This is a genomic window from Algoriphagus oliviformis, from assembly GCF_017254915.1.
Lineage (GTDB): Bacteria > Bacteroidota > Bacteroidia > Cytophagales > Cyclobacteriaceae > Algoriphagus > Algoriphagus oliviformis.
Window position 1 is genome coordinate 510,961 of sequence record NZ_JAFKCT010000001.1, and the last position, 22,438, is coordinate 533,398.

Annotated in this window: 13 protein-coding genes; 8 read left to right on the top strand and 5 right to left on the bottom strand. The window is 53.3% G+C overall.

The features are described from left to right. Nucleotides 1-312: 312 nt before the first annotated feature. On the top strand, nt 313-1,377 hold the full coding sequence (locus tag J0A68_RS02185) for a DUF3500 domain-containing protein (protein ID WP_206576547.1): 1,065 nt from the start codon (nt 313-315) through the stop codon (nt 1,375-1,377). Nucleotides 1,378-1,527: 150 nt separating this feature from the next. Next, a complete protein-coding gene (gene ggt / locus J0A68_RS02190) occupies nt 1,528-3,216 on the top strand; it encodes a gamma-glutamyltransferase (protein ID WP_206576548.1) in 1,689 nt (562 codons plus the stop codon). A 127-nt stretch (nt 3,217-3,343) separates the two neighbouring features. On the opposite strand, the gene J0A68_RS02195 is transcribed toward ggt, so the two are convergent. Then, a complete protein-coding gene (locus tag J0A68_RS02195; RefSeq protein ID WP_206576549.1) occupies nt 3,344-3,535 on the bottom strand; it encodes a hypothetical protein in 192 nt (63 codons plus the stop codon). A 438-nt stretch (nt 3,536-3,973) separates the two neighbouring features. On the opposite strand from J0A68_RS02195, the gene J0A68_RS02200 reads away from it, so the two are divergent. From J0A68_RS02200 to glgP, 6 genes are all read left to right on the top strand, one after another. Further along, nucleotides 3,974-10,150 carry a S8 family serine peptidase gene (locus tag J0A68_RS02200; protein WP_206576550.1) on the top strand — a complete coding sequence of 2,059 codons (6,177 nt, stop codon included), beginning with the start codon at nt 3,974-3,976 and terminating at the stop codon, nt 10,148-10,150. 86 nt (nt 10,151-10,236) lie between these two features. Continuing rightward, nucleotides 10,237-12,375, top strand: a complete 2,139-nt coding sequence (locus J0A68_RS02205) for a tetratricopeptide repeat protein (protein WP_206576551.1) — start codon at nt 10,237-10,239, stop codon at nt 12,373-12,375. Nucleotides 12,376-12,764: 389 nt separating this feature from the next. Then, the gene (locus J0A68_RS02210) at nt 12,765-13,193 is read left to right on the top strand and encodes a nuclear transport factor 2 family protein (protein ID WP_206576552.1); all 429 of its coding nucleotides are present in this window, start codon (nt 12,765-12,767) and stop codon (nt 13,191-13,193) included. Nucleotides 13,194-13,352: 159 nt separating this feature from the next. Next, a complete protein-coding gene (locus tag J0A68_RS02215; RefSeq protein WP_206576553.1) occupies nt 13,353-14,360 on the top strand; it encodes a c-type cytochrome in 1,008 nt (335 codons plus the stop codon). 180 nt (nt 14,361-14,540) lie between these two features. Then, entirely contained in the window at nt 14,541-16,205 is a 1,665-nt protein-coding gene (locus J0A68_RS02220; protein ID WP_206576554.1) for a carboxylesterase/lipase family protein, read from the top strand. A gap of 213 nt (nt 16,206-16,418) precedes the next feature. Next, nucleotides 16,419-18,074, top strand: coding sequence for an alpha-glucan family phosphorylase (glgP, locus tag J0A68_RS02225; protein ID WP_206576555.1), 1,656 nt, complete (start codon nt 16,419-16,421; stop codon nt 18,072-18,074). Nucleotides 18,075-18,162: 88 nt separating this feature from the next. Here glgP and J0A68_RS02230 read toward each other — a convergent pair whose 3' ends face one another. The 4 genes from J0A68_RS02230 to J0A68_RS02245 form a co-directional block, all read right to left on the bottom strand. After that, complete coding sequence (locus J0A68_RS02230; protein WP_236021321.1) at nt 18,163-19,713, bottom strand: PQQ-dependent sugar dehydrogenase; 1,551 nt, start codon at nt 19,711-19,713, stop codon at nt 18,163-18,165. Between the two features lie 288 nt (nt 19,714-20,001). Next, on the bottom strand, nt 20,002-20,754 hold the full coding sequence (locus J0A68_RS02235; protein ID WP_206576557.1) for an SDR family NAD(P)-dependent oxidoreductase: 753 nt from the start codon (nt 20,752-20,754) through the stop codon (nt 20,002-20,004). 18 nt (nt 20,755-20,772) lie between these two features. Continuing rightward, the gene (locus J0A68_RS02240; RefSeq protein ID WP_206576558.1) at nt 20,773-22,059 is read right to left on the bottom strand and encodes an MFS transporter; all 1,287 of its coding nucleotides are present in this window, start codon (nt 22,057-22,059) and stop codon (nt 20,773-20,775) included. Between the two features lie 2 nt (nt 22,060-22,061). Beyond that, the gene (locus J0A68_RS02245; RefSeq protein WP_206576559.1) at nt 22,062-22,415 is read right to left on the bottom strand and encodes a cupin domain-containing protein; all 354 of its coding nucleotides are present in this window, start codon (nt 22,413-22,415) and stop codon (nt 22,062-22,064) included. Nucleotides 22,416-22,438 lie beyond the last annotated feature (23 nt).

Consider the following 22,438-nt stretch of genomic DNA (forward strand, 5'->3'; position numbering starts at 1 on the left):
TTTTTTACGCTAGGCCAACTGAGCAAAATCAAGCCCTTTTTCGAAATATACCAACTCATCTTACCCGGTTTGGCCCCCTGATTCAGTTGTAACTTCCTGTTTTTTTCCTATTTTTCACAAAGGCAGTGTCGCCAAGACTTGCCTTTCGTTGTTCAGGACCACGAGGCCGTTGCTTCACTTTGTCAAAGCCTAAGCTCCCGGAGCCTGAAACAAGTACGATTACCGTTAGTTCCGGCCCCTTGCTGCAATTCTGTCGCCGACTATCCCGCCGGAAGCTTTGTTTTAGCCCAGTTCCGATTAACGCAACGCTCCATGAAATCCCTTTTCCTGTCTTCCCTGGTTCTTTTTGTCTGCATGGCACCAGTCCAGGCTCAGTCCCTTGACCAAGTCAGGGCAAAAACCCTCACTTTTCTCCAGTCTCTAGAGGAAGAGCAACAAAGTCAAATTCACCTAGCCATGGACGACAGCTCTCGGACGGAATGGACCAACTTGCCTTTGGGCCTGGCTCCTCGGGTCGGAGTGAGGTACGGCGATCTTTCGGAGAAAAGCAAAATCGCCTTTCACCAAGTCTTGAGTGCCCTGCTCAGCTCCCAGGGCTATTTGAAGACCTTTGCCATCATGCAGGTGGACGACATACTCCATGAGCTCTTTGAGATCCAATTCCAGCGGGGACAGATCAATGAAAACTCCATCAAAATGATCCGAGGCCTCAATTGGGACTATGGAAACTACTATATCGCGCTTGCCGGAAATCCCGAGGGCGAATGGGGATTGAAATTTGAAGGTCACCACATCTCGATAAACTTGACCGGCGCAGGAGATGAATTCACCATGACTCCCTTTTTCCTGGGCTCGGATCCTGCCGTGGTAGAGGATACCCAATATGCCGGACTACGCCCTTTGAGCAAAGAGGAAGACTACGGCTTTTGGCTGATCCACGCGCTAGACGAAGGACAAAAGGCGAAGGCAACTTTGGAGGGAAAAGTCCCTGGGGACATTATCACCAGCCCAGAGCGTCCGCAATGGCTGGAAGAATTCCAGGGCATCAAAGGCGCCGAACTCGACGAGGGCCAACAGAAAATCCTCCACTACCTGATCGAAGAATACATCGGCAATCTACATCCCTCCAAAGCGGAGGAATATCTGGCCAAGCTTCACGCAAGGGGGATGGGTGAGGTTTATTTTGCGTGGATTGGGAGCTATGAACCGATGAAGCCCCACTACTATGTCATTCACTCTCCCGATTTTCTGATCGAATACGACAATGTCGGGTTCTTGGACAACGCCAACCATATCCACACGATTTGGAGGGAAAAAGGAAACAATTTCGGTGAGGACATTTTGAAAAAGCACCGCATGGAGCATAGCCACAATTAACCCACGCGAACTCCGATACCTGCCACCGATACCGTTTTTATGCTTGCAGAAAGCAATCTCACAACTTTAAATTCTTACAGAAGGGCCCGAATAACCTCACTATCAAATTTTAAGCTCCTTTTTAATCCATAGAATCAACCCTTCCAATTCATGAAATTTACCAACTACCTTCTTGCTTTCCTTTTAATCAGCATTGGGTTTCAAAATCCGTCTTTTAGCCAAACCTACGGTAAAAACGGAATGGTCGTCTCGGATCACTATTTGGCATCCGAGGTCGGTGTGGAGATTTTGAAAAAAGGTGGTAATGCTGTCGACGCGACGGTAGCGACGGCCTTTGCCCTGGCGGTCACGCATCCCGAAGCCGGCAATATCGGCGGGGGCGGCTTCATCGTGTTGATGAAATCGGACGGGGAGGTCACCACCTTTGATTTCCGGGAAAAAGCTCCCTTGGGAGCGAGTCCAAGCATGTTTTTGGATGAAAACGGAAAAATCAAGGACAACTCCAATCACTCAGGACTACTGTCTGTAGGAGTCCCTGGCACCGTGGCGGGACTATACCAAGCCCACCAAAAATACGGGAAGCTTCCTTGGAAAGACTTGGTCAATCCGGCCATCAAACTGGCAAAAAAAGGCTTCCCAATGTCTTGGGGACTCTATCGCGCCGCAACTCGACTGGCTGGCGGAAACGAGTCTTGGGACATCATGAGAGACTATTTCAGGGGGGCTGACGGAGAAATCGTCGCACCGGGAGAGCTCTGGAAACAGGCAGCCCTTGCAAAGACATTGCAAGAAATCCGGGATCATGGCCGGGATGGATTTTACAAAGGAAAAGTCGCCGAGGAAATCGAGTCCTACATGAAAGCCAATGGGGGCATTATCACCAAAGCCGACTTGGAGAGGTATGAGGCGGTGGAGCGAAGGCCTGTCAAATCCACTTTCAATGATTTTGAGATTTTCTCCATGCCTCCACCCAGCTCCGGGGGAGTAGCGCTGATCGAGATGATGAATCTGATGGAGGCCGCGGATATTTCGAAAGTAGAATTCAACTCCACCGCCTACGTGCATTTGGTAGCCGAGGCGATGCGAAGAGCTTTTGCCGATCGGGCGGAGTTTTTGGGAGATCCTGACTTCAACCCCGAAATGCCCGTGGATAAACTGATTTCCAAAGAATTTGCGAAAGCGCGATTCAAAACTCTGGATTTGACCAAAGCTTCCAAAAGTGACTCTTCCCGCTACGGACAGCTTTATGGAGGAGACCATACCACGCATTTTTCTGTGGTTGACAAGGATGGCAATGCCATCTCCATGACCTACACGCTGGAAAATTCCTATGGAGTGAAAATGGGCTCTTCCAAACTGGGCTTCATTTTCAACAATGAAATGGGCGACTTTAACCCGATTCCCGGAGTCACCACTTCCACGGGTTTGATCGGCTCTGATCCCAACTTGGTCGCTCCGGAAAAACGCATGCTTTCCAGCATGACTCCCACCATCGTAGCCAAAGATGGCAAGCCCTATCTGGTCATCGGAAGCCCTGGAGGCAGAACCATCATCAACACGGTTTTCCAGACGGTACTCAATGTATTGGTCTATGACATGCGTATCGACCGGGCGATCGAGGCGATGAAAATCCACCACCAATGGCTCCCGGATCAAATCACCTACGAAAGGAATCTTTTGTCCCCCGATACCAGGAAAGCCCTGGAACAAATGGGCCATACCTTGAGGCCGACTACCAACCTGGGTGTCCTGATGGGAATCACCTATGACGCTGCTTTGGGAGTCTATGTAGGAGCGGCAGATTCCTCGAGCGAAGACGGAGCTGCGAGAGCATATTAATTCAGTAATCAGTGTACTGCCTCAGTGTTCAATACAAACCGGGGTGAGGACCACTTGAAGCCCTCCTTGACATGGGAAAACGAGTTTTGTCCTAAAATCATAAACAAATACCTGTAGGAAATGAAAGTCAGTTAAAAATGGAAATCGGCATTTGGAGCCTTTTTGCCAACATTGCCAAACCTATCTTCTTTGCTGGAATCTTTTTGTCTTGCCCGCCAACATCGCGGAAATCATGGACTCCTCGGGCATCAGGCTGTTTCTCGCGTCTAATCTCACCGGATTGATGCAGCTCCTTAAAAAACCAGGCCTGGCATTTCATGGGATGCCTCCGTGATTTACGGAAGCTTCGATTGCTTAAAAATTCGAAAAAGGCCTTGCCATCCACACTTGATTCTTTTCTCCTTGTGTCATCTGGGTTACAGCAAGTTCTGAGAATGCATATTGGTATCCACACCGCGGGTATCAGGAGAGAAGAAAAATCTCTTTACCGATATTTTTCTAAAAATTGAAATTAAATACAGAATAGTTAAATTTTTTAGTGGATAAGTCTTGTTTCTCGGGCTACCACACACCGAAAAGCCCGAATAAACTGCTGGTTTATAGTGTTTTAATAAACTTTTTTCGAAGCGTTAGATGCGTTTTGCATGATTTACTTTGTATTTTAACACTACATATTTGCGCTTTCTATTTTTTGATGGCTTGACCAGCCGCCTTTTTCAGTTCAGATTAAATAGACTCTTCAACCTAAGGTTTTGTTATGCAAAAAGTACTTACACGCTACTGGGGACTGCTGGTGCTTGTCCTGTTGACTGCATCGAATTTTTCGCAAGCCCAAAATGCCAAACTAGAACAAGGGCAAAACGGCGGAGTGGGCAAAACTCCTACAAACCCCGTCGCCTGGAGCAAGGGCAATTCCAACTCGGCCAACAGCCATTTTTTTGAGGGGCAGTCCATCCCGTATCGCGTCACGATCTCCAAGCTCCAGACCGGAAGCCACACCCTCGAAATAGAGTGGGACACCCAAAAAGACGGCAAGAACGCAATCGACTACATCACAAGTTTTGACAGAATCTGCGAGACAGTAACTCCCGCTGCCGGCAGCCCAAATTTCGGTCTGATCCCTGCACCAAGCGGAAATCCCCAACCCTCTGCCAGTTTCGGTCAACTTCCTGCCGCAGAGCGGAAAATCGCAATCTATGGAGGCACGATAGACAAGATCCAATATGTATTTCAGGGAAATTCTTCGGCAAAAAACTCCGCCACACGACTCAGCATTTCCTTCACCGCTATCGGCAGCAAGGGCGGCAACAACACTGTGGTGATCGCCTGGGGGGGCCACATAGCCAACGCACAGGACTGGGGCGAAGGCAACTCGGCCTCGCATATCAACGGATCTCCCTACCACACCCGTCTGGTGTCCCTGGACGGAAAGTCCTTGGGAAGCCAAAGCACTTCTGTGCAGGCTGCCTCTGAGGTGATAGACGAAAACCTAGGCTGCCACATCGATGGTGATGCCGATGTGTGTGCGGGTTCGTCCACTATTTATACTGCCCCCCTAGGTGCGCTCTCTTATATCTGGACCGTGACGGAAGGGGGAAAAATCACTTCGGGTCAGGGAACACATTCGATCACGGTAGTGTGGACCGCTGCCGGAAAGGTTTCTCTGAAGACAGAAAACGGGAACTCCTGTAGCCCAAGCGAGTGTAGCCTAGACGTCACACTCTACTCGGCACCCAGCCTCTACGTAGTCGATGCGGTCCTGTGCAGCCGCGAAAACGGGGGCACCACCGCCATCGCCAACCTCTTTGACTTTGCCTCCACGGATAGCGGGGAGCTGGTTTTTGTCCGAAACGGCCAAACAATCACCACTCCGGAATCCATCCTCGTCACCAACGGCGACCAAATAGAAGTCTCCACCACGGGAACCTGTGCCACTACGCAGACGATGAAGGTGACGGTCAACGATCGGCAGATTTTTGGCATTTGTGCACAGGGCAAAGTGTATGACCTCATCGGGTCTGAGCTGCTCGCCTTGCAGGAAATCTTCAGCCGCGGTCAGACGGTCGAATCCAACGAAATCTTCTACATCGATGGGGACGAGGTGCTCATTGAAGTGGTTTACATGAAGGACAGGTTTGCCGAAGCCAAAGCCATTTTGGAAAATCTGGGATTCGTGACTCCCAATGAGGAAGAGCTTAAGCAAGACCCCAATTCACTGATTATCGCGGGTTTTTTCCCCATCGAGAGACTAACGGAGCTAAACCTCTATCCAGAAGTCCTGAACCACGTTAGGCCAGCAATTCCTCCAGTTGCCAACAAGGGCGCTACGACTTCCCAAGGGGATCGGGTGATGCGGTCAAACTTGGTGAGGGCGGGATACTCCCACTTCGAAGGGGATCAGCCCATCGACGGGACCGGAATCAAGATCGGAGTACTTTCCGACAGCTATGCCCGACGGTCAGACTCAGGGGTCAACACCCTGGAAGCGGATATAGCCAATGGCGACTTGCCCGCGAGTACCTACTTTTTGAGGGATCTCCCGAGCCGGTTTGGCACAGGCACGGATGAAGGCCGCGCGATGATGCAGATCCTGCACGATGTCGCTCCCGGGGCCGAGCTTGCCTTCCGCACAGGCATCGTCACAGCGGGGGATTTCGCCCAAGGAATCCGTGACCTGGCTGCGGCGGGAAGCGACATCTTGGTAGATGACATCACCTACGTGACCGAACCCTCATTCAGCGACGGAAAAGTAGCCAAGGCAATCAACGAGGTCACCGAAAACGGCGTGGCGTACTTCACATCAGCGGGGAACTTTGGCAGCAAGTCCTTTGAGGGCACATTCACTCCAACTGTCGATCCGGCAATCGAGCTTCCCCTGAATCAAGGCGCATGGGACGGACTCGGCCGCGTGCATCGATTTGCCAATGGCAACACCACCCAGTCCATCCGGGTCTTCCCCGGTCAAAACGGCCCCGCGGTGTACATGATCGCGCTCCAGTGGGATGACCCGCTTTACTCTGTTGATCAGGTAGGCAGCCTGTATGACTTGGATATTTACCTGAAAGATTTTGGCGTGCCACTGTTTGGGTTCAATCGCGACAACGCCAATGGAGACCCCCTGGAGATTCTTTCGTTCACCGTCACCGAGGAGACGACCATCGAGCTTGTCATCGCCAGGGAATGCGAAACGTGTACCGATCTGGACAGCAATACGGGCATCAATTTCAAATACGTGGTATTCCGAGGTGAGCTAGATCCGGGCGACCAAAACGGCATCAACGCCTCCACCATCGTAGGACACGCCAATTCGGATGGGGCCATGACGGTGGGAGCGGTGCTGTATGCCAACACTTCCGTTTTTGGCTTTGATCCGGCCTTGGTACCAAGCGGAACGGAACCATTTACCGTGGCCTCATTTTCGTCAAGAGGCGGAACGCAGACCAACGGCGAGATCAGGGCCAAGCCGGACTTTACCGCTCCAAATGGCGCAAACACCACCGTGAGCTTTGGCGCGCCAAACTTGGAAGGGGACGATTTCCCGAACTTCTATGGCACCTCCGCCGCCGCTCCCCACGCGGCGGCCGTGGCAGCTCTGATCAAGCAGGCCCGCATCAAATACTACCCCGAATCCAATCCCGATGGCTGGCTGGGAGGAATCGGCGCGAGCTTGCCGGAAGACATCCGCAGGACGCTCAAAACTACCGCGCAGGACATGCACGAGCCAGGCGAGGACTTCAAATCCGGAGCTGGTCTCATCCGGGCGGATCGTGCTTTGCTTTCCCTCGCCACGCCCAATCCTGACAATATCGAATTGGTGTACGACGAGGAAGTGAACCCTGGAGAGGCCGATTTCAGGCTGGTCATCAGGGGAACGAATCTCTATGAGGGCTCAAATGTCTACCTGAGGGAAGAGCAACTGAACGCCATCTATGGGATAGATGAACTGGGATTTGGCTATCTGGAAGTGACCGTGCCGCCTTTCGAGGGAAATCCCGGCATCACTGTAGTCAACAACTCGATCTCCGACAGTGGCCAGGATGGAGGCGCCGCAGGGCCCGTACACTTCTTTGACGTGGTCAAGAGAACCATTGCCATCAGAGCTGACGATGTGTTCAAGAAATACGCCCAGGTCATCGAGCCTTTCACCGCGAGGGTATTGGAGAGAATCGACAACAGCTGGGTCGCCAGCGGGCTCACGCTGGAGGATGTCGGCCTGACCTTGGATCCTGAAAGCCAAAATCCCGCGCTGAAGCGGCTTTCGCTGAACAGCACGATCCCAGGCGATTTGGCTGACGTGGGCACCTACATCATCACCGCTTCCCATCCTCAGACCACCTTTGCTTTCTCTGATTTTTTCAACTACATAGGACTGACCCAGGAGGATGAGAGCATCTACTATGACGGGACAAGCGATGTCTTTGGAAATTACGGCCCTGGTATCATCCGGGTGGAGGCATTGCCGATCACCATCAAGCCTCAAGACCTGAGCGGCCAAAATGCGGTGGAGTATGGAGAGTCCATCGGAGACGCGCTGGCGTTTGAAGTGACCATACCGGAGGAATTCGTCGAGCTGGAGGGAGTGGTGAAAATCGCCGACGTACAAGCGTTGAAAAACGGCATTCTAGCCCAATACATGCTTGACCTTCAGCTGGCCAAACGACCCGACGACACCAGCCTTCCTCTGGGAATCTTCAACGGGCGAACCATCATCAACAAGGACAATTTTATAAACAAAAGCTTCATGGTCAGTGCCCGCACGATGATCAATGCGAGAACAATGATCAACGGACGAACCATCATCAACGGACGGCCGATTGTCAATTCCGCCTTTGACGTGCCAGAAGCCTCGTTTCTCGACTACCTAAACGATCCAGAAAATCAGGAACTCAAAACAGTAAGCATCAATGGCAGGCCGATGATCAATGCAAGAACCATGATCAATGCGCGCACCATCGTCAACGGACGCATCATCATCAACGGGCGCACGATCATCAATGCCCGAACCCTGATCAATGGCCGCGTGATCATCAATTCCCGAACGATCATCAACAGCACCGGGGGAAGTGGGGAATCGGCTGAAGACAATAGTTTGGTGATTTTTGGGGAAAAAGACCTGGAGCTGGCCACAGTAGGCGAAAATGCGGACGTGGGCAAATACTATGACTTCGGGGAAGAAATCGATGAAAATGGGGAAGACTTCAATCTGGAGTTTTTCTCCATCAACATGGTCACCGGAACGGATGTAGGCCAACACCTCATCATCCCAGGGACTTTCGAATCCCGTAACTTCATCTCTTCCTACCTCCCGGCAGACCTCACCATCACCCCAGCCAAGCTCTCCGCAGAAACTTCCGCCAGCCCCGAGCTTGTGGTCTATGGCGGCACCGCACCGGCCTATGTGACCGAGTTTGATGGGTTTAAAATAAGCACCAACTTCCTGGATCCGGAAGGGCACCAAGTCACGCTGGACGAGGACGCAGAGTCGGTGGTAGCATCCATCTCCTACTCGCTGCTGAGAGACCAGACTGCCTTCCCGAGCATGGGTATCATCCCTGCCGGCACCTACGAAATCAACCCGACTATCACTTTGTTTGAACCCTCAAACTACGAGCTCGGCACGATCACAAGGGGTGCCTTGACCGTGGGCAAAGCCATCCCAACGGTGTCCGTCACAGGAGGCAGGTTTGAATACGACGGCGAACCAAAAGAAGCCACGGCATTTGCCTACGGCATAGGAGGAATCGATGACATGTTGGATCAGGGGCTTATCACTCTCGAGTACCAGGGAGTAGGCGAGACCAGCTACGGTCCGACGGGCACGCCTCCAACGTATCCCGGCACCTATCGCGTCAAAGCCACTTTCCTGGGGAATGGGAACTACCTCCCTGCCACTTCGGAATACGGCTCTCTGCTGATCGTGGGTTGTGCCAACGAAGCTCCGGAAATCGGCGGATTTCAGACCGCAATGGGTGCTGGCAACAACACCAACCCCGCGAGGATCTTGAAACCGGCAAACACCCAAATCGGTGACTTGCTGATCGTGGCGCTGATGATCGAGAAAGGGGACGGTCCGGTCGTCACCCCTCTGGACAAAGGCTGGCAACTCATCCGTCGTGTCAACCAGCGAAACCAAGTCGCCATGCTCACTTACTACAAGGTGGTGCAAAGTGCAAACGAGCCAAATACCTACGAGTTTTCCATCAAGCAGGCTCCGAAGTGGACTATGGGAATCACCAGGGTAACCGGCGCGGATATCCACCATCCCGATGGACCAATCGTCACCTCCAGCGGTGCTTCAGGCAGCCAAAGCTTCACCGCCACAGCGCCTTCATTGACCACTTCGGCGTGCAATTCCATGGTGATGCTCTTCTATACCAACAAGACCAAGGCTACTTGGACTCCTCCGTCCGGCACCATTGAGGTATATGACGAGCCAAATCTGCAACAAGGCCTCACTTCAAACATGATGTCCTATTTTGTGCAAAGTGAAGCCGGGGAAACCGGTGACCTCAGCGCCAAAGCAAACCTGAGCGAGCAGTGGGTTGCCCAGGCAATCGCGATACGCCCAATCGCTCCCGGCGAGGAGTCCGTCAATGCAAGAACTATTTCAAATGAATCGTTCGATGAAATGGCTGTTTCCGACGCTTCGAGCGCACAGGAACAAGAAGCAAGTGAGAGCGAGCTAGTCGCCTACCCTAACCCAGTGAGGGACATCCTAAGTCTGAGTCTGAAAGGGCTGGTAAATGCCGCGCCAAGCGAGCACGAGCTGGTGGTCTTGGACGCTATGGGACGAATCCATCAATTGCCCAAAACCTGGTATGGAGCTGAGAGCCGACTGGAACTGGACTTCTCCCGCATGCACGGCGGCTTCTACGTCATCAACATCAACACCCTCAAAGGGGTCAAAACCATCCATATAATCAAAAATCCTTGACCATGAATTGATTTCAAATAGCCGAAAAATCGTCAAATTGATGGACAAAGCTCTTCGCATGAAAATCAAGGCCTTAGGACTCACTTATGATTGTTAAAAAATTCCTGTTCATTGCACTTCTGTGGTCTTTTCCCCTGCTGAATACCAGCTTGGCGCAAAGCACAAAGGCTGACAGCCTGTCCAAAGTCTTGAGCAGCCTAGAGGAAGACACTGCGAAGGTCAGCACCTACGTGGATTTGGGGCTTGAGCTGATGGGGTCTGATGTCGCGTCAGCCCTAGGGTACTTAGACCAAGCCATCGATTTGGGAACCAAGCTTGGACACAAGGAAGGCTTGGCCAAAGCCCACAATGCAAAGGGAAGGACTTATGCCCAGCAAGGGGATTTTCACGAAGCAATTCTCTCCTTCCAGGAAGCACTGGTCTTCTTTCGGGAAACCGGGGACAAAACCGGCGAGGCCAATATCCTCAGCAATCTCGGCTCGATCTACTACCTGCTGGGCAACAACAGCAAAGCCCTGGAGCTGCACTTTGAGTCTCTGAAGATCTCCGAACAGGTGGACAACAAGCTGCGGATCGGCACCTCCTACAACAACATCGGCACCGTCTACAGCAAAAACCGCAGCACCAGCAAAGAGGCCCTGACCTATTTCAAACGGTCTTTGGCCGTCTTTCAGAATATCGGTTTGGAATCCGGAGAGGCCATCGCAGCCATGAATATCGGAGAGGTCTATTTTCTGGACTCCAACTACGACTCGGCCATCTATTTCCATCAACTGGCGCTGGAGCTATGCGATGGAACGCTCGACGCCACCTTTCCCCTGACCCAGCTGGGGGAGATCAACTCCGAACTGGGCAAGTTTCGGGAGGCGCACGGCTATCACGAACGGGCCCTGAAGATCTCTGAGGACTCGGACGCGAAGTTTGAACTGACGCAAAGTCTGATCGGCTTGGCAAAAACCCAGATCAAACAAAAAGACTTTGGAGGCGCCATTCGAAGTTTTGATCAGGCCAAGCTGCTGGCGATCTCCCTTGATGCGAAAAGCGAGCTCGTGGATGTGTACCAAAACCTGGCCGAAACGCAGGCCCAAATCGGAAACTACAAGGCTGCGTATGAAAATGAAATCAGCGCAAAATCCGTCAAGGAGGAAATCGCAAAATCAAGCACCGAACAGCGAATCCAGCAAATCCAGTTTGAATATGAACTGGACAAAAAAGAGGCGGAGATCGAGCTTCTCCAGAAAGACACCGAGCTGAAAAACGCAGCCGTCTTCAACCAACGGATCATCATTTTCGCCTCTTTGGGAGGCTTGGCGATGTTTGTGGTCATCAGTATTTCCCTTTTTCGAAACAACCTCAGCAAGCAAAAGGCAAACCGCCTCCTGCAAATCCAAAAAGAGGAAATCCGAACCCAGAGGGAAAATGTGGTCAATGCCTACGACCAATTGAAATCCACCCAGGCGCAGCTGATCCAAGCCGAAAAAATGGCTTCACTCGGAGAACTCACCGCCGGTATCGCCCACGAGATCCAAAACCCGCTCAACTTCGTGAAGAACTTTTCGGAAGTCAGCGAGGAGCTGGTCGATGAGATGAAGGAGGAATTGGAAAAAGGCGCCTATGACGAGGCGAAAGCCCTGGGGGACGAACTGAAGCAAAACCTGACCAGGATCATGCTTCACGGCAAGCGGGCCGATGCCATCGTCAAGGGCATGCTGGAACACAGCAGAACAAACCAAAGTGACAAAACTCCCACCGATATCAATGGCCTGGTCGAGGAGTTTGTGCGTCTTTCCTACCACGGGCTGAGGGCCAAGGACAAATCCTTCAACGCCGATTTCAAGCTGGATCTAGATCCAGCTTTGCCAAAAGCCGAGGTCGTAGCCGGGGATCTGGGCAGGGTAATCCTCAATCTGGTGAACAACGCTTTTTACGCGGTCAATGAAAAAGCTAAATCCGGAAGTGAGGGCTTCAGACCGGAAGTGAGGATCGGCAGCAGGAGAGTCGGCTCCGGCGTGGAGATTTCCATCCAGGACAACGGCACGGGCATTCCCGACTCGATCAAGGACAAAATCTTCCAACCTTTCTTCACCACCAAACCTACCGGATCCGGTACTGGTCTGGGTCTCTCACTGAGCTATGACATCGTCAAAGCCCATGGGGGCGAGCTGCTGGTGGATTCGGAAAAAGGGAAAGGCTCCACCTTTTACCTCAGGATTCCCTTTTCATGACTTTGAATTTGCGAAAGCTGATGCCGGGGACTCCGGTTTTCAGCTGCGCTGATTTTTTTTGGGCCTTTGGGGCGGATCGGGAGTCCCGGCGCTATCAGCAGTTTGTGCAAAAATTCGATTTGAATTGATCCTGATATTGTCGGAAATTTAAGATAGCCTGTCCAGCGATCTGAGTGCAGGCCTAGTACAGCCACCTATTTTTAGCTTCCCGACCCGAGCCCCTTCTTCCCGCGTATTTGCTCTCGGGTTCATTGCCTCGATGCCCTGCCATGGACTTTCGCCAGTTGGTAGGGAATTGTCCCCTGTGGCAATCCACGACGGAAGCATGGCTTTCGCCTTCCCGCAAAAATCCTCCACGCGTATCCCCAATCCAAAAACCCAAATACACCATGAAAAGATCTATGCTAGCCTTCTTTTTGGCCCTGGCCTTCACTGCCTGCCAAGAAAGCAAGAGGTACACCCAGCAATCCGCGGAGATAGAGGCCGTCAAATCCCTATTTGCCGCCTACGAATCTGGCGTTCTGGAATCCCAGCGGCCTTTCTATGCCGAAAACGCCCAGATTTTCTACAATGCGCCCGAGTCCGAGCCCTCCACCTTGGATGAGATCCTGGCCAAACAGGCCGAGGAAATGGCCGAGTTTTCTGACTTTTCCATCACGTTCGATGACGACGGCATCGAGATGGTCGTCACCGACAAGGGCGAGACCTGGGTCAACTTCTGGGGTGAATGGCACGGCACCATGAAAGCCACAGGCCAAAAATTTGTCATCCCTATCCATGAAACGCTGCAGTTTGTCGACGGAAAGGTCGTGAAGTAATTTGGCTACTGGGACAATGCGCCTCTCGTACGGGCATTCATGGACTACCAGGCCAGCCAGCAGAGCGCCTCCGACTCTATCCCAGACTAGACCGGAGCAGAAATAGATGAGGGCGTCAATCGTCCCTTTCTTTTTCCAAAAACCCAAAACACCGAAAAAATGCTCAAGAGACTTCTTTTGCTGTTCCTTTCCCTGCTGCTCGTAGCAGGATTGGGAATCTATTTCTATGTGCAGGTCAACTGGGACAAGCAGTATGATATTCCTTACCCTGCACTGCAGACCAGTACCGACTCGGCGACCATCGCTAGGGGAAAGTATCTGGTCCATGGGCCGGCCCATTGCTCCAACTGCCATGTGTCCAGCATTCCGGATATGATCGCCGCAGATGCTGGCGAGGCTGTTCCGCTCAAGGGCGGCGCACCCTTTCCGATGGGGCCCTTGGGCGTGCTCTACGTGCCCAACCTGACTCCAGATCCGACTACGGGCATAGGGCGCTACTCTGACCAGCAGATCTTCCGGATGATGCGGCATGCCGTGAGGCCGAGCGGAATTGCATCCATTTCCCTTTTAATGCCTTTCTGGAATATGGCCGATGAAGATCTAATTGCCGTCGTCTCCTACCTCAGAAGTATGGAGCCGATCGAAAATAACGTTCCTGCTGCCGAATGGTCTTTTTTAGGCAAGGCAGTGCGGGTGTTTGTCCCTTCGTTTCATCCCATCCAAAACCCCACTCCCGCCAAATCCGCTCCACCTATGGCTCCGACCATTGAGAGGGGAGAGTACCTCGCCCGGTACGTCGCCAACTGTGTCGGATGCCATACCGAGCGTGATCCCATGACTTTCGAAGCCATCGATGCGGAGTATGCCGGGGGAATGGAGTTTGAGCCCTACCCAGAGCTGAATATCGCTGCGGGAGAAGATCCCGATCTATGGATGCGTACGCCCAACATCACTCCCCATCCCCAGAGCGCCCTTTCCAAATTCAAGAACCTGGACGAGTGGAAGGCCCGATTCAGGCAAGGTCGGCAGATCAATATCTCGCCCATGCACTGGGGTCCGTTCTCCCGACTTTCCGATGAAGACCTGGAGGCACTCTACCTGTACCTCCACAGCCTGGATCCGGTGGAAAAGGACGTTGGGCCGCTCATGTACAAGAAAAACGAATGAATTTTAGTCTGTTCGAAAACGGGAGCCTGGGCCAGAGCCCCGTTTTCTCCTTTCCTTCCAGCCTACTTCCATCAATCTTACAGTATTGACTTTCAGGGAAAAAACCGGATGGGCGGTTTTGATTTTTGTCTCTATATACACAAATTGAGACAATAGAAATTGACCATAAACCCAATTCCCATGAAAAACAACCGGCGAGATTTTTTGCAAAAAATCGGACTGGGGACTGCCGGCATCGCGGCGGTTCCTTTCGCAGGCCACGCCCACAGTAGCAGCGTCGAAGCGCACGATGCAGAAGACGAGCAGTATCTCCAGATCGGTGATGACATCGCGGTGGCCAATACCGCCTACGGCAAAATCCGGGGCTACAAACTGCACGGGATATTCACTTTCCTTGGCGTGCCCTACGGTGCGGACACCTCCGGCAAAAACCGCTTCATGCCTCCCCAAAAGCCCGAAAAATGGGACGGAGTCAAAGAGACCATCTGGTGGGGCAATACCGCGCCCCAGATCATGGACCGTCGCTACGCCAACGTGCACTACTCCTTTGCCGACCACTGGAACTATGACGACGTGAGTGAAGACTGTCTCCGGCTCAACGTCTGGACGCCCGCGATTGCCGATGGCAAAAAGCGCCCGGTGATGGTCTGGCTGCACGGAGGTGGCTTCACCAACGGCAATGGCATCGAGCAGGACGGCTATCACGGGGAAAACTTCTCCCGAAAAGGCGACGTCGTTTTCGTGTCGATCAACCATCGTCTCGGCCCCATCGGCTTCACCGATCTCTCGGGAGTAGGGGGAGCAAAGTATGCCGGTTCTGGCAACGCAAGCCAGCTGGACATCATCGCTGCGCTGGAATGGGTGAGGGACAACATCGCCGGCTTTGGCGGTGATCCCGGCAACGTCACCATCATGGGCCAATCTGGAGGCGGGGCCAAAGTCACCTGCACCATGGCCATGCCTGCTTCCAAGGGCCTGGTGCACAAGGGCGTCGCCCTGAGTGGGTCCATGCTCACCGCCAACTCCCAAGATTACAGCCAAAAACTCGGACAATACGTGATGGAGGAGGCGGGGCTCAGTCCCCAAACGCTCGACCAACTGCAGGAGATTCCCTGGAGGGAATACATCGATCTGGCCAACAAGGCCCTGGATCGCATGCGCAAGGAAAACCCCCAGCCAGGATTCAGGGGTGGTTTTGGTCCGGTGGCCGATGGGGTCAACGTGCCCAAGGGACAGTTTTTCAGCAATCCAAACGACCACACCGCCGACATGCCTCTCCTGATCTGCACGACCTTCCACGAATGGAACGCCACCAGGACCGATGCCCAGCTCGACCAAATAGACCTCAACGGTGTCATAGAGCGCCTCAGCCCCAGGTTTGGCGACAAAACGGCCGAGATCGTGAATGCCTACAACAGCGCCTTCCCCGGCAAGAAGCCTGCTGAGATCTGGGCACTGGTGTCCTCGAGCCGACAGGCTGCGGTCAACTGCGGCAACGCGAAAGCCAGTCAAAAAGCACCCGTGTACATGGCTTGGTTCGGCTGGGAGCCCAAGCTCTACGACGGTCGGATGCGGGCCTTCCACTGCATAGACATCTGCTTTTGGTATGACAATACCGACCGCATGTACACCCACACCGGCGGGGGCAGGCGGCCGCGCATGCTTTCCGAAAAAATGTCCGCCTCCCTGCTGGCCTTCATGAAGACAGGCAATCCCAATGCGGGAGCCCTTCCCGAATGGCCCAAGTTCACGGCCCAAAACGGGGAAACCATGGTGCTCAACGACATAAGCGAGGTGAAAAACGATCCGGATCGCGCAGCACGAATGACGCTTCCGCAGTCCTAAGGCATACTTTCAGCACGCTTTTCCAGGGTTTCGGAGGTTCTTCCTTCGAAACCCTTTTTTTGACATTTAACCCAAAAAAAATACGTATCCCTTTTTTTGGGCCAAGCCATTTTTTACCTTATCGGAAAGAAGTATTTTTCTACAGAACAGTTTTCTGCCACCCAAGTAACCCCCCGTTTTTAGATTTCTTTCCTGATTTTAACCACGTTCTCCATGACCGACTTTAAAAGCTACAAAGTTCCCTACGAACTTGCACCCGAATATTCCAAAGCGGTAGCCTATTTCTCCATGGAATTTGCCGTCCACCAACCGCTGAAAATCTATAGTGGTGGGCTGGGCTTCCTGTCAGGCTCGCACCTGAGAAGCGCCTATGAGCTCAAGCAAAACCTGATCGGCATCGGCATCCTCTGGAAGTATGGCTACTATGACCAAGGCCGAAACCAAGACCAGACCCTGAAGGCCGAATGGTACGAAAAAACCTACAGCTTCCTCGTGGACACGGGCATCAAGATCCAGGTGCCGGTACACAACCAGCCTGTTTGGGTCAAAGCCTGGTACCTTCCCCCGGAGACCTTCGAAAGCGCACCGCTTTTTCTCCTCAGTACCGACCTGCCGGAAAACGACTACCTCAGCCAAACCATTACGCATAAGCTCTATGACGCCGACACCGCGGCCAAGATCGCCCAAATGATGATCTTGGGCATTGGCGGGGCGATGCTCATCGACCAGCTCAACTTCAATCCCGAGCTCTACCACCTCAACGAAGCCCATGCGGGCAGCAGCGTCTACTACCTGATGAAGAAGTTTGGCAGCAAAGAGGAAGTAAAAAAACACCTGGTCTTCACTACCCATACGCCGGAAGAAGCCGGAAACGAGAAGCACGACTACTACCTGCTAAACAAGATGAGCTTCTTCTACGGACACTCGATCTCCGAAGTCCAGTCACTGACCGAGATGGACGGCAGTGTGTACAACCACAGCCTGGCTGCGCTGCGGTTTGCCCGTGCGTCCAACGGCGTGAGCAAGCTCCATGGAGAGGTGAGCCGAAAAATGTGGGGACACTACCCCAACATCCCCGAGATCCAATCCATCACCAACGCCCAAAACTGGAAATACTGGGCGGACAAGCAGCTCTACCGCTACATGGAAGACGCGGACAACGAGTCCTTCGACGACCGCAAGCGTTTCCTGAAAAAACGGGCTTTTGAGATCGTGGCCGACCAGACCGGGAAGCTCTTTGACCCTGAGGTGCTTACCATCGTCTGGGCTCGTCGCTTCGCCGCCTACAAGCGCGCGGATCTGATCACGCAGGACCTCGCCCGATTCCAGGCGCTGATGGAAAACACCGAACATCCCGTACAGATCATCTGGGCAGGCAAGCCCTATCCCATGGACTATGGGGCGATCAGCGTCTTCAACTCCCTGGTGCACCTCAGCAAGCGCTTTCACAATGTGGCCGTGTGCGTGGACTACGAGCTGTCCCTCAGCAAGCGCCTCAAGCAGGCCTCCGACCTCTGGCTCAACAATCCCCGCGTGCCGCGCGAAGCTTCCGGCACCAGCGGTATGAGCGCCGCGATGAACGGCTCGGTCAACTTCAGCACCTTTGACGGCTGGATCTGCGAGTTTGCCAAGCATGGGGAAAACTGCTTCATCGTCCCCCAAGCCGACTACCACAATCTCAGCATCCAGGATCAGGACAACCAAGACCTCGACCATCTCTTCGAAATTCTCCAAAACGAAATCCTGCCCACCTACTACGGCAACAAGCGCAAATGGCGGGACATCGTCCAGGCCGGGATGCACGACGTACGCCACGAGTTTGACAGCAACAGGATGGCGGATGAGTACTATAAGCTGCTCTATACCTGATAGAGAAGCATCCCATGGCAATGCAAAAAGCCCCAAGAGAATGATCTCTTGGGGCTTTTTCGCGACCATCCGGCCTATCGACCGAGGGCTATTTGATCAAGAAGACCTTCCCTTCGTTTTTGCTCATGATGAATACCCGCTTGTCGGCATCGATGCCAAACTTGAGGTCCACCCGACCGCCGACCAGCTCTTCGAGCGTCATCTCTTTCCCCTCATAGACCACCAGGAGGCTCTCCACCTTCGGAGATGGCCCAGCCGAAAGATCCGACACGAACAGCCTGCCGGACAGGATGTCTCCAAACAGGAACTTGCCTTTCAGCTCCCCGTAGCCCATGATGTAGCCTGCGAATATCGCCGCCAATTCGTCGTGCTCGAGCTGGATGAGCGGATAGGTGATGCCGTACTTTTCGTCGTCGGCGGGCAAAGGAAACAGTCTGCGCAGCCTGCCGTAGGGATTGATCACAAATGCCCCCTCACGGATTGGCCAGCCGTAGAATTTCCCCGCTTCCACGCGGTTAAGCTCCTCGATGGTATGTTGGCCGATGTCGGTGGCGTAGAAGTTGCCCTGCTCGTCCCAAAAAATCCGGTTCGGATTTCGGAAGCCGTTCGCATAGACTTCTCCAGCCTTGCCTGGGGTATTGGCAAAAGGGTTGGAGGCCGGAATGCCGTACTTCCCATTTCGGCTGTTTCGCCCGGCGGGGTCGATTCTCAGGATACTGGAATAGACCTCTTGGGCGTCATTGTGCGAAATGGCCGGAAAACCCCGCTCCACAGACGCCCCGTCCCCATAGCCGATGTACAGCAGGCCGTAGTCTTCATCCCCTTTTTTGGAATTGGGATTGAAGGCCAGCTCCTGCATGCCGTGTGCTTGGGAGGGATTGTCGATGCGGAGCATTTCCCTGCTGCTTCCCTCAAACTTCAGACTCGCCGGATCTTTGGCTTGCCACTCGGTCAAAATCCACTGCATAAACACGTCCAGACTGTCCGTGTAGCCGATATCGGAGGGACGCGTGCCTCCCGGCTCGGTATGGGCGGTGTAGAAAAGCCCGTTTTCCACAAAGTCAGGATGAAAGACAAAACTTCCCAAGCCGGTCGCCCAGCCCGGTTTGCTGACCAGGTCCGGTCTTTGCTCGGCCAGGTTGAGATAAAGCTCCGGCTTTTGGTTGACTAGCTGGTAGATGCCCACCCGCTGGTCATTGATCATCAGGCGATCCGTGCCGGGAATGGGCTCCATCTTGGTCATTTTGGCCATGGGAGGCACGGAGTCGGATGCCGGCAGCTGCGCAAAAAGCTCCAGTTCCAGCCTGATTCCCGAATCCGGTATCCCCGCTTCGATCAGGTTGACCACCGAATCCGGCTCGCCTGCCTGCACGGTCTCATAAGTGTGGAGATAGCTGAGGAGCGAGTTGATCTTTTCCTCCCCCAAGGCATGGAAGGGAGGCATGGCTACCTTGAATTTCTCCAGCAGCGCGAGGGCCCGGGGATCCTTGGCGTCGATTTTCGCCTGGGGATTGTTGATAAACTCGACGATCCATTCGGTCTCCACCGTGCGCGTGAGCCCACTCAGATTGGGCCCGATGCCGTCTTGCTCAAAGTTGTGGCAGTTACTGCATTGTTGCTTGAAAAGCTCCTTTCCCAAACGAATCTGGTCGGGAGAGGTGGAAATATCTTTTCCGAATTCTTTTTCTGGGGCTGAGCAGGCTAGGATAAGCCCACAAAAAAGTGGGACAAGGGCGTATTTGGAGATCATATCAAGGGAAATCGCTGCAAAGGATGCGCTAAAATTTGGCTCCCAATATGCAAATACTTACTCTAAATGCGAAGCATACGAAACAAATCACCCGAAACTTGCCTCTTCCCCTCGAAAATCGGCAGCAAACAGCCGAATAGCAAAAGAGATGCTATCCGGCCAAGTCTGCCCGTGGATTTATGAAAACAACAGTCCCCCGTTGATGTCGATGTTGGTTCCGGTGAGGAAAGACGACTCCGACGATGCCAGGTAGGCGACCAAGTCCGCGACTTCATAGGCTTTGCCTTCTCTGCGCAGCGGCGTGCCCATGGCTACTTTTTCCCTTACCTCGTCCTTGGTGAAGGTGTCGTGGAAAGTCGTGGCGATCATACCCGGACAAAGGGAATTCACGCGGATGTTTTTCGGTCCCAACTCCTTGGCCATCGCTCGGGTGAAGGTAATCACGCCGCCCTTGGCAGTAGAATAGGCGGATGCGCCAGGTCCTCCACCGTCTCTACCCGCCTGGGAGGCAAAGTTGACGATGGACGCTCCGCTTTTCATCAAAGGAACTACCGCCTTGGTCACCAGGAAGTTGGAAGTCAGGTTTAGCTTGATCAGGAAGTTGAAAAAGTCCAGATCCATTTCTTCCAGGGTTTTGCGGGCAACTAGGCCTCCGGCCACGTTTACCAAAATATGGACTTCCTCTCCGTAGGCTTCTTTGGCCTTAGCCACGAGATTTGCCACCGCCGCCTCGCTGGTCATGTCTCCCTGCACGAGGATGGCATCGCCACCGGCCGACTTGACCTCTTCGAGGGTTTCCTCTGCTTGGTCTGCGTTGTCAAAGTAATTGATGACGACTTTCGCTCCGAGAGCGGCCAATTTTTTAGATACTTCTTTGCCGATGTCTCTTCCGCCACCGGTTACGATTGCTACTTTTCCTGATAGGTTCATAACTAACTAGATTTAATATTATTGAGAAACTGATTTTTTGATTGGGGTAATTTTTCCGCCCAGCAATCCCAAGGAAAGCAAGGCCATAGGAACCAAAGCGGCTCCCAAAACAAAGAATGGTACATAGGAGGTGACCGTGATCACCGGTACAATCCAGGTGGTGATCAATACGCCGAGCACTGCCGCAGAGCCGCTGACACCGGCAAGCGAGCCGACGGATTTTCCCGAGAAATAGTCACTGGGAAGCGTCTGGATATTGCCGATGGCGACCTGAAACCCAAACAGGATCACGGCAATCAGCAGCACGGCTATCAAAGGCGTCGCCGCATAGGCCGTCATCACCAAAGGAGGTAGCATGATCAGACAGCCGAGGTAGATGATGGACTTTCGGGCTTTGTTGACCGACCAGCCTTTGCGCAGCCAGACTCCCACCAGCCATCCTCCAAAGAGGCTGCCCATGGCGGCACCCACGTAAGGCACCCAGGCAAACAAACCGATCTGCTTCACGTCAAAGCCAAACTGGTCTGCCAGATAGATCGGCAGCCAAGACACAAAAAGCCACCAGACCGGATCGATGAAAAAGCGCATCAGGATGACGGCCCAGCTCTGCCTATGCTTTAGCAATTGGGAAAGGCTGGGGGCATAGTCGTCCTTGGCCGAAACGCTCGCTTCCTGTTCCGGCTTTTGCCCTTTGAGAATATAGGCACGCTCCTCCTCGGTGATCCATGGGTGGGTGTCCGGGGAAGATTTGTACACGATCAGCCAAGGAATAATCCAGATCAGACCCAAGGCCGCTACGAGGACAAAGGTGGCCTGCCAACCAATGCTCACATACAGCCAAGCGATGATCGGCGCAGAAATCACCGCGCCCAAAGAAGCGCCTGAGTTGAAGATCCCCTGTGCCAACGCCCGTTCTTTCACCGGAAACCACTCCGCGTTGCTTTTGGTGGCACCGGGCCAGTTGCCGGCTTCGCCAAAACCCAAGGTGAAGCGGAAGATCCCGAAGGAAAGCACCGATTTGGCCACCGCATGCAAGGCAATCGAGGCTGACCAGATCAAGATCGACAGGAGAAAGCCCACGCGGGTACCCACCTGGTCGAAGATTTTGCCGAAGGCAGTCTGCCCGATCGCATAGGCGATCATGAAGAAGGAGAGGATCAGGGCGTAGTCTTCCTTGCCCATGCCCAAGTCCTCGGCTATGCCCGGCCACATGACCGCCAGGGCATTTCTGTCAATGTAGTTGATGACGGTGGCCAAGCCGACCAAGCTGACGACCAGCCACCGAAGTCCTTTTACCTTTTTCATACTCACTTCTTTTCTGTAGCAAAGAAGTCCTCGCGGATAGGACTGAACACATCGATCAATACGCCCGGCTCCAGGCAAACCGCCCCGTGGGGAGCGTGGGGAGGGATGTAAAATCCATCACCCGCCTTGAGGACTTTTTTGACTCCATTGACTTGGACTTCAAAAGCCCCCGACTCCACATAGGTCGCCTGGCTGTGAAAATGGTCGTGTATAGGTCCGATACTGCCTTTTTCGAAGGACACTTTTACGATTAAAATGTGGTCATCATGGCCCAGGATCTGTCTTTTGACCCCCTCGCCCACGACTTCCCATTGGATTTCTTCCCCGTTCTGGAATACCTCACTTTGAAATTTCATCTGCTCGTTTTTTAGGATTAATG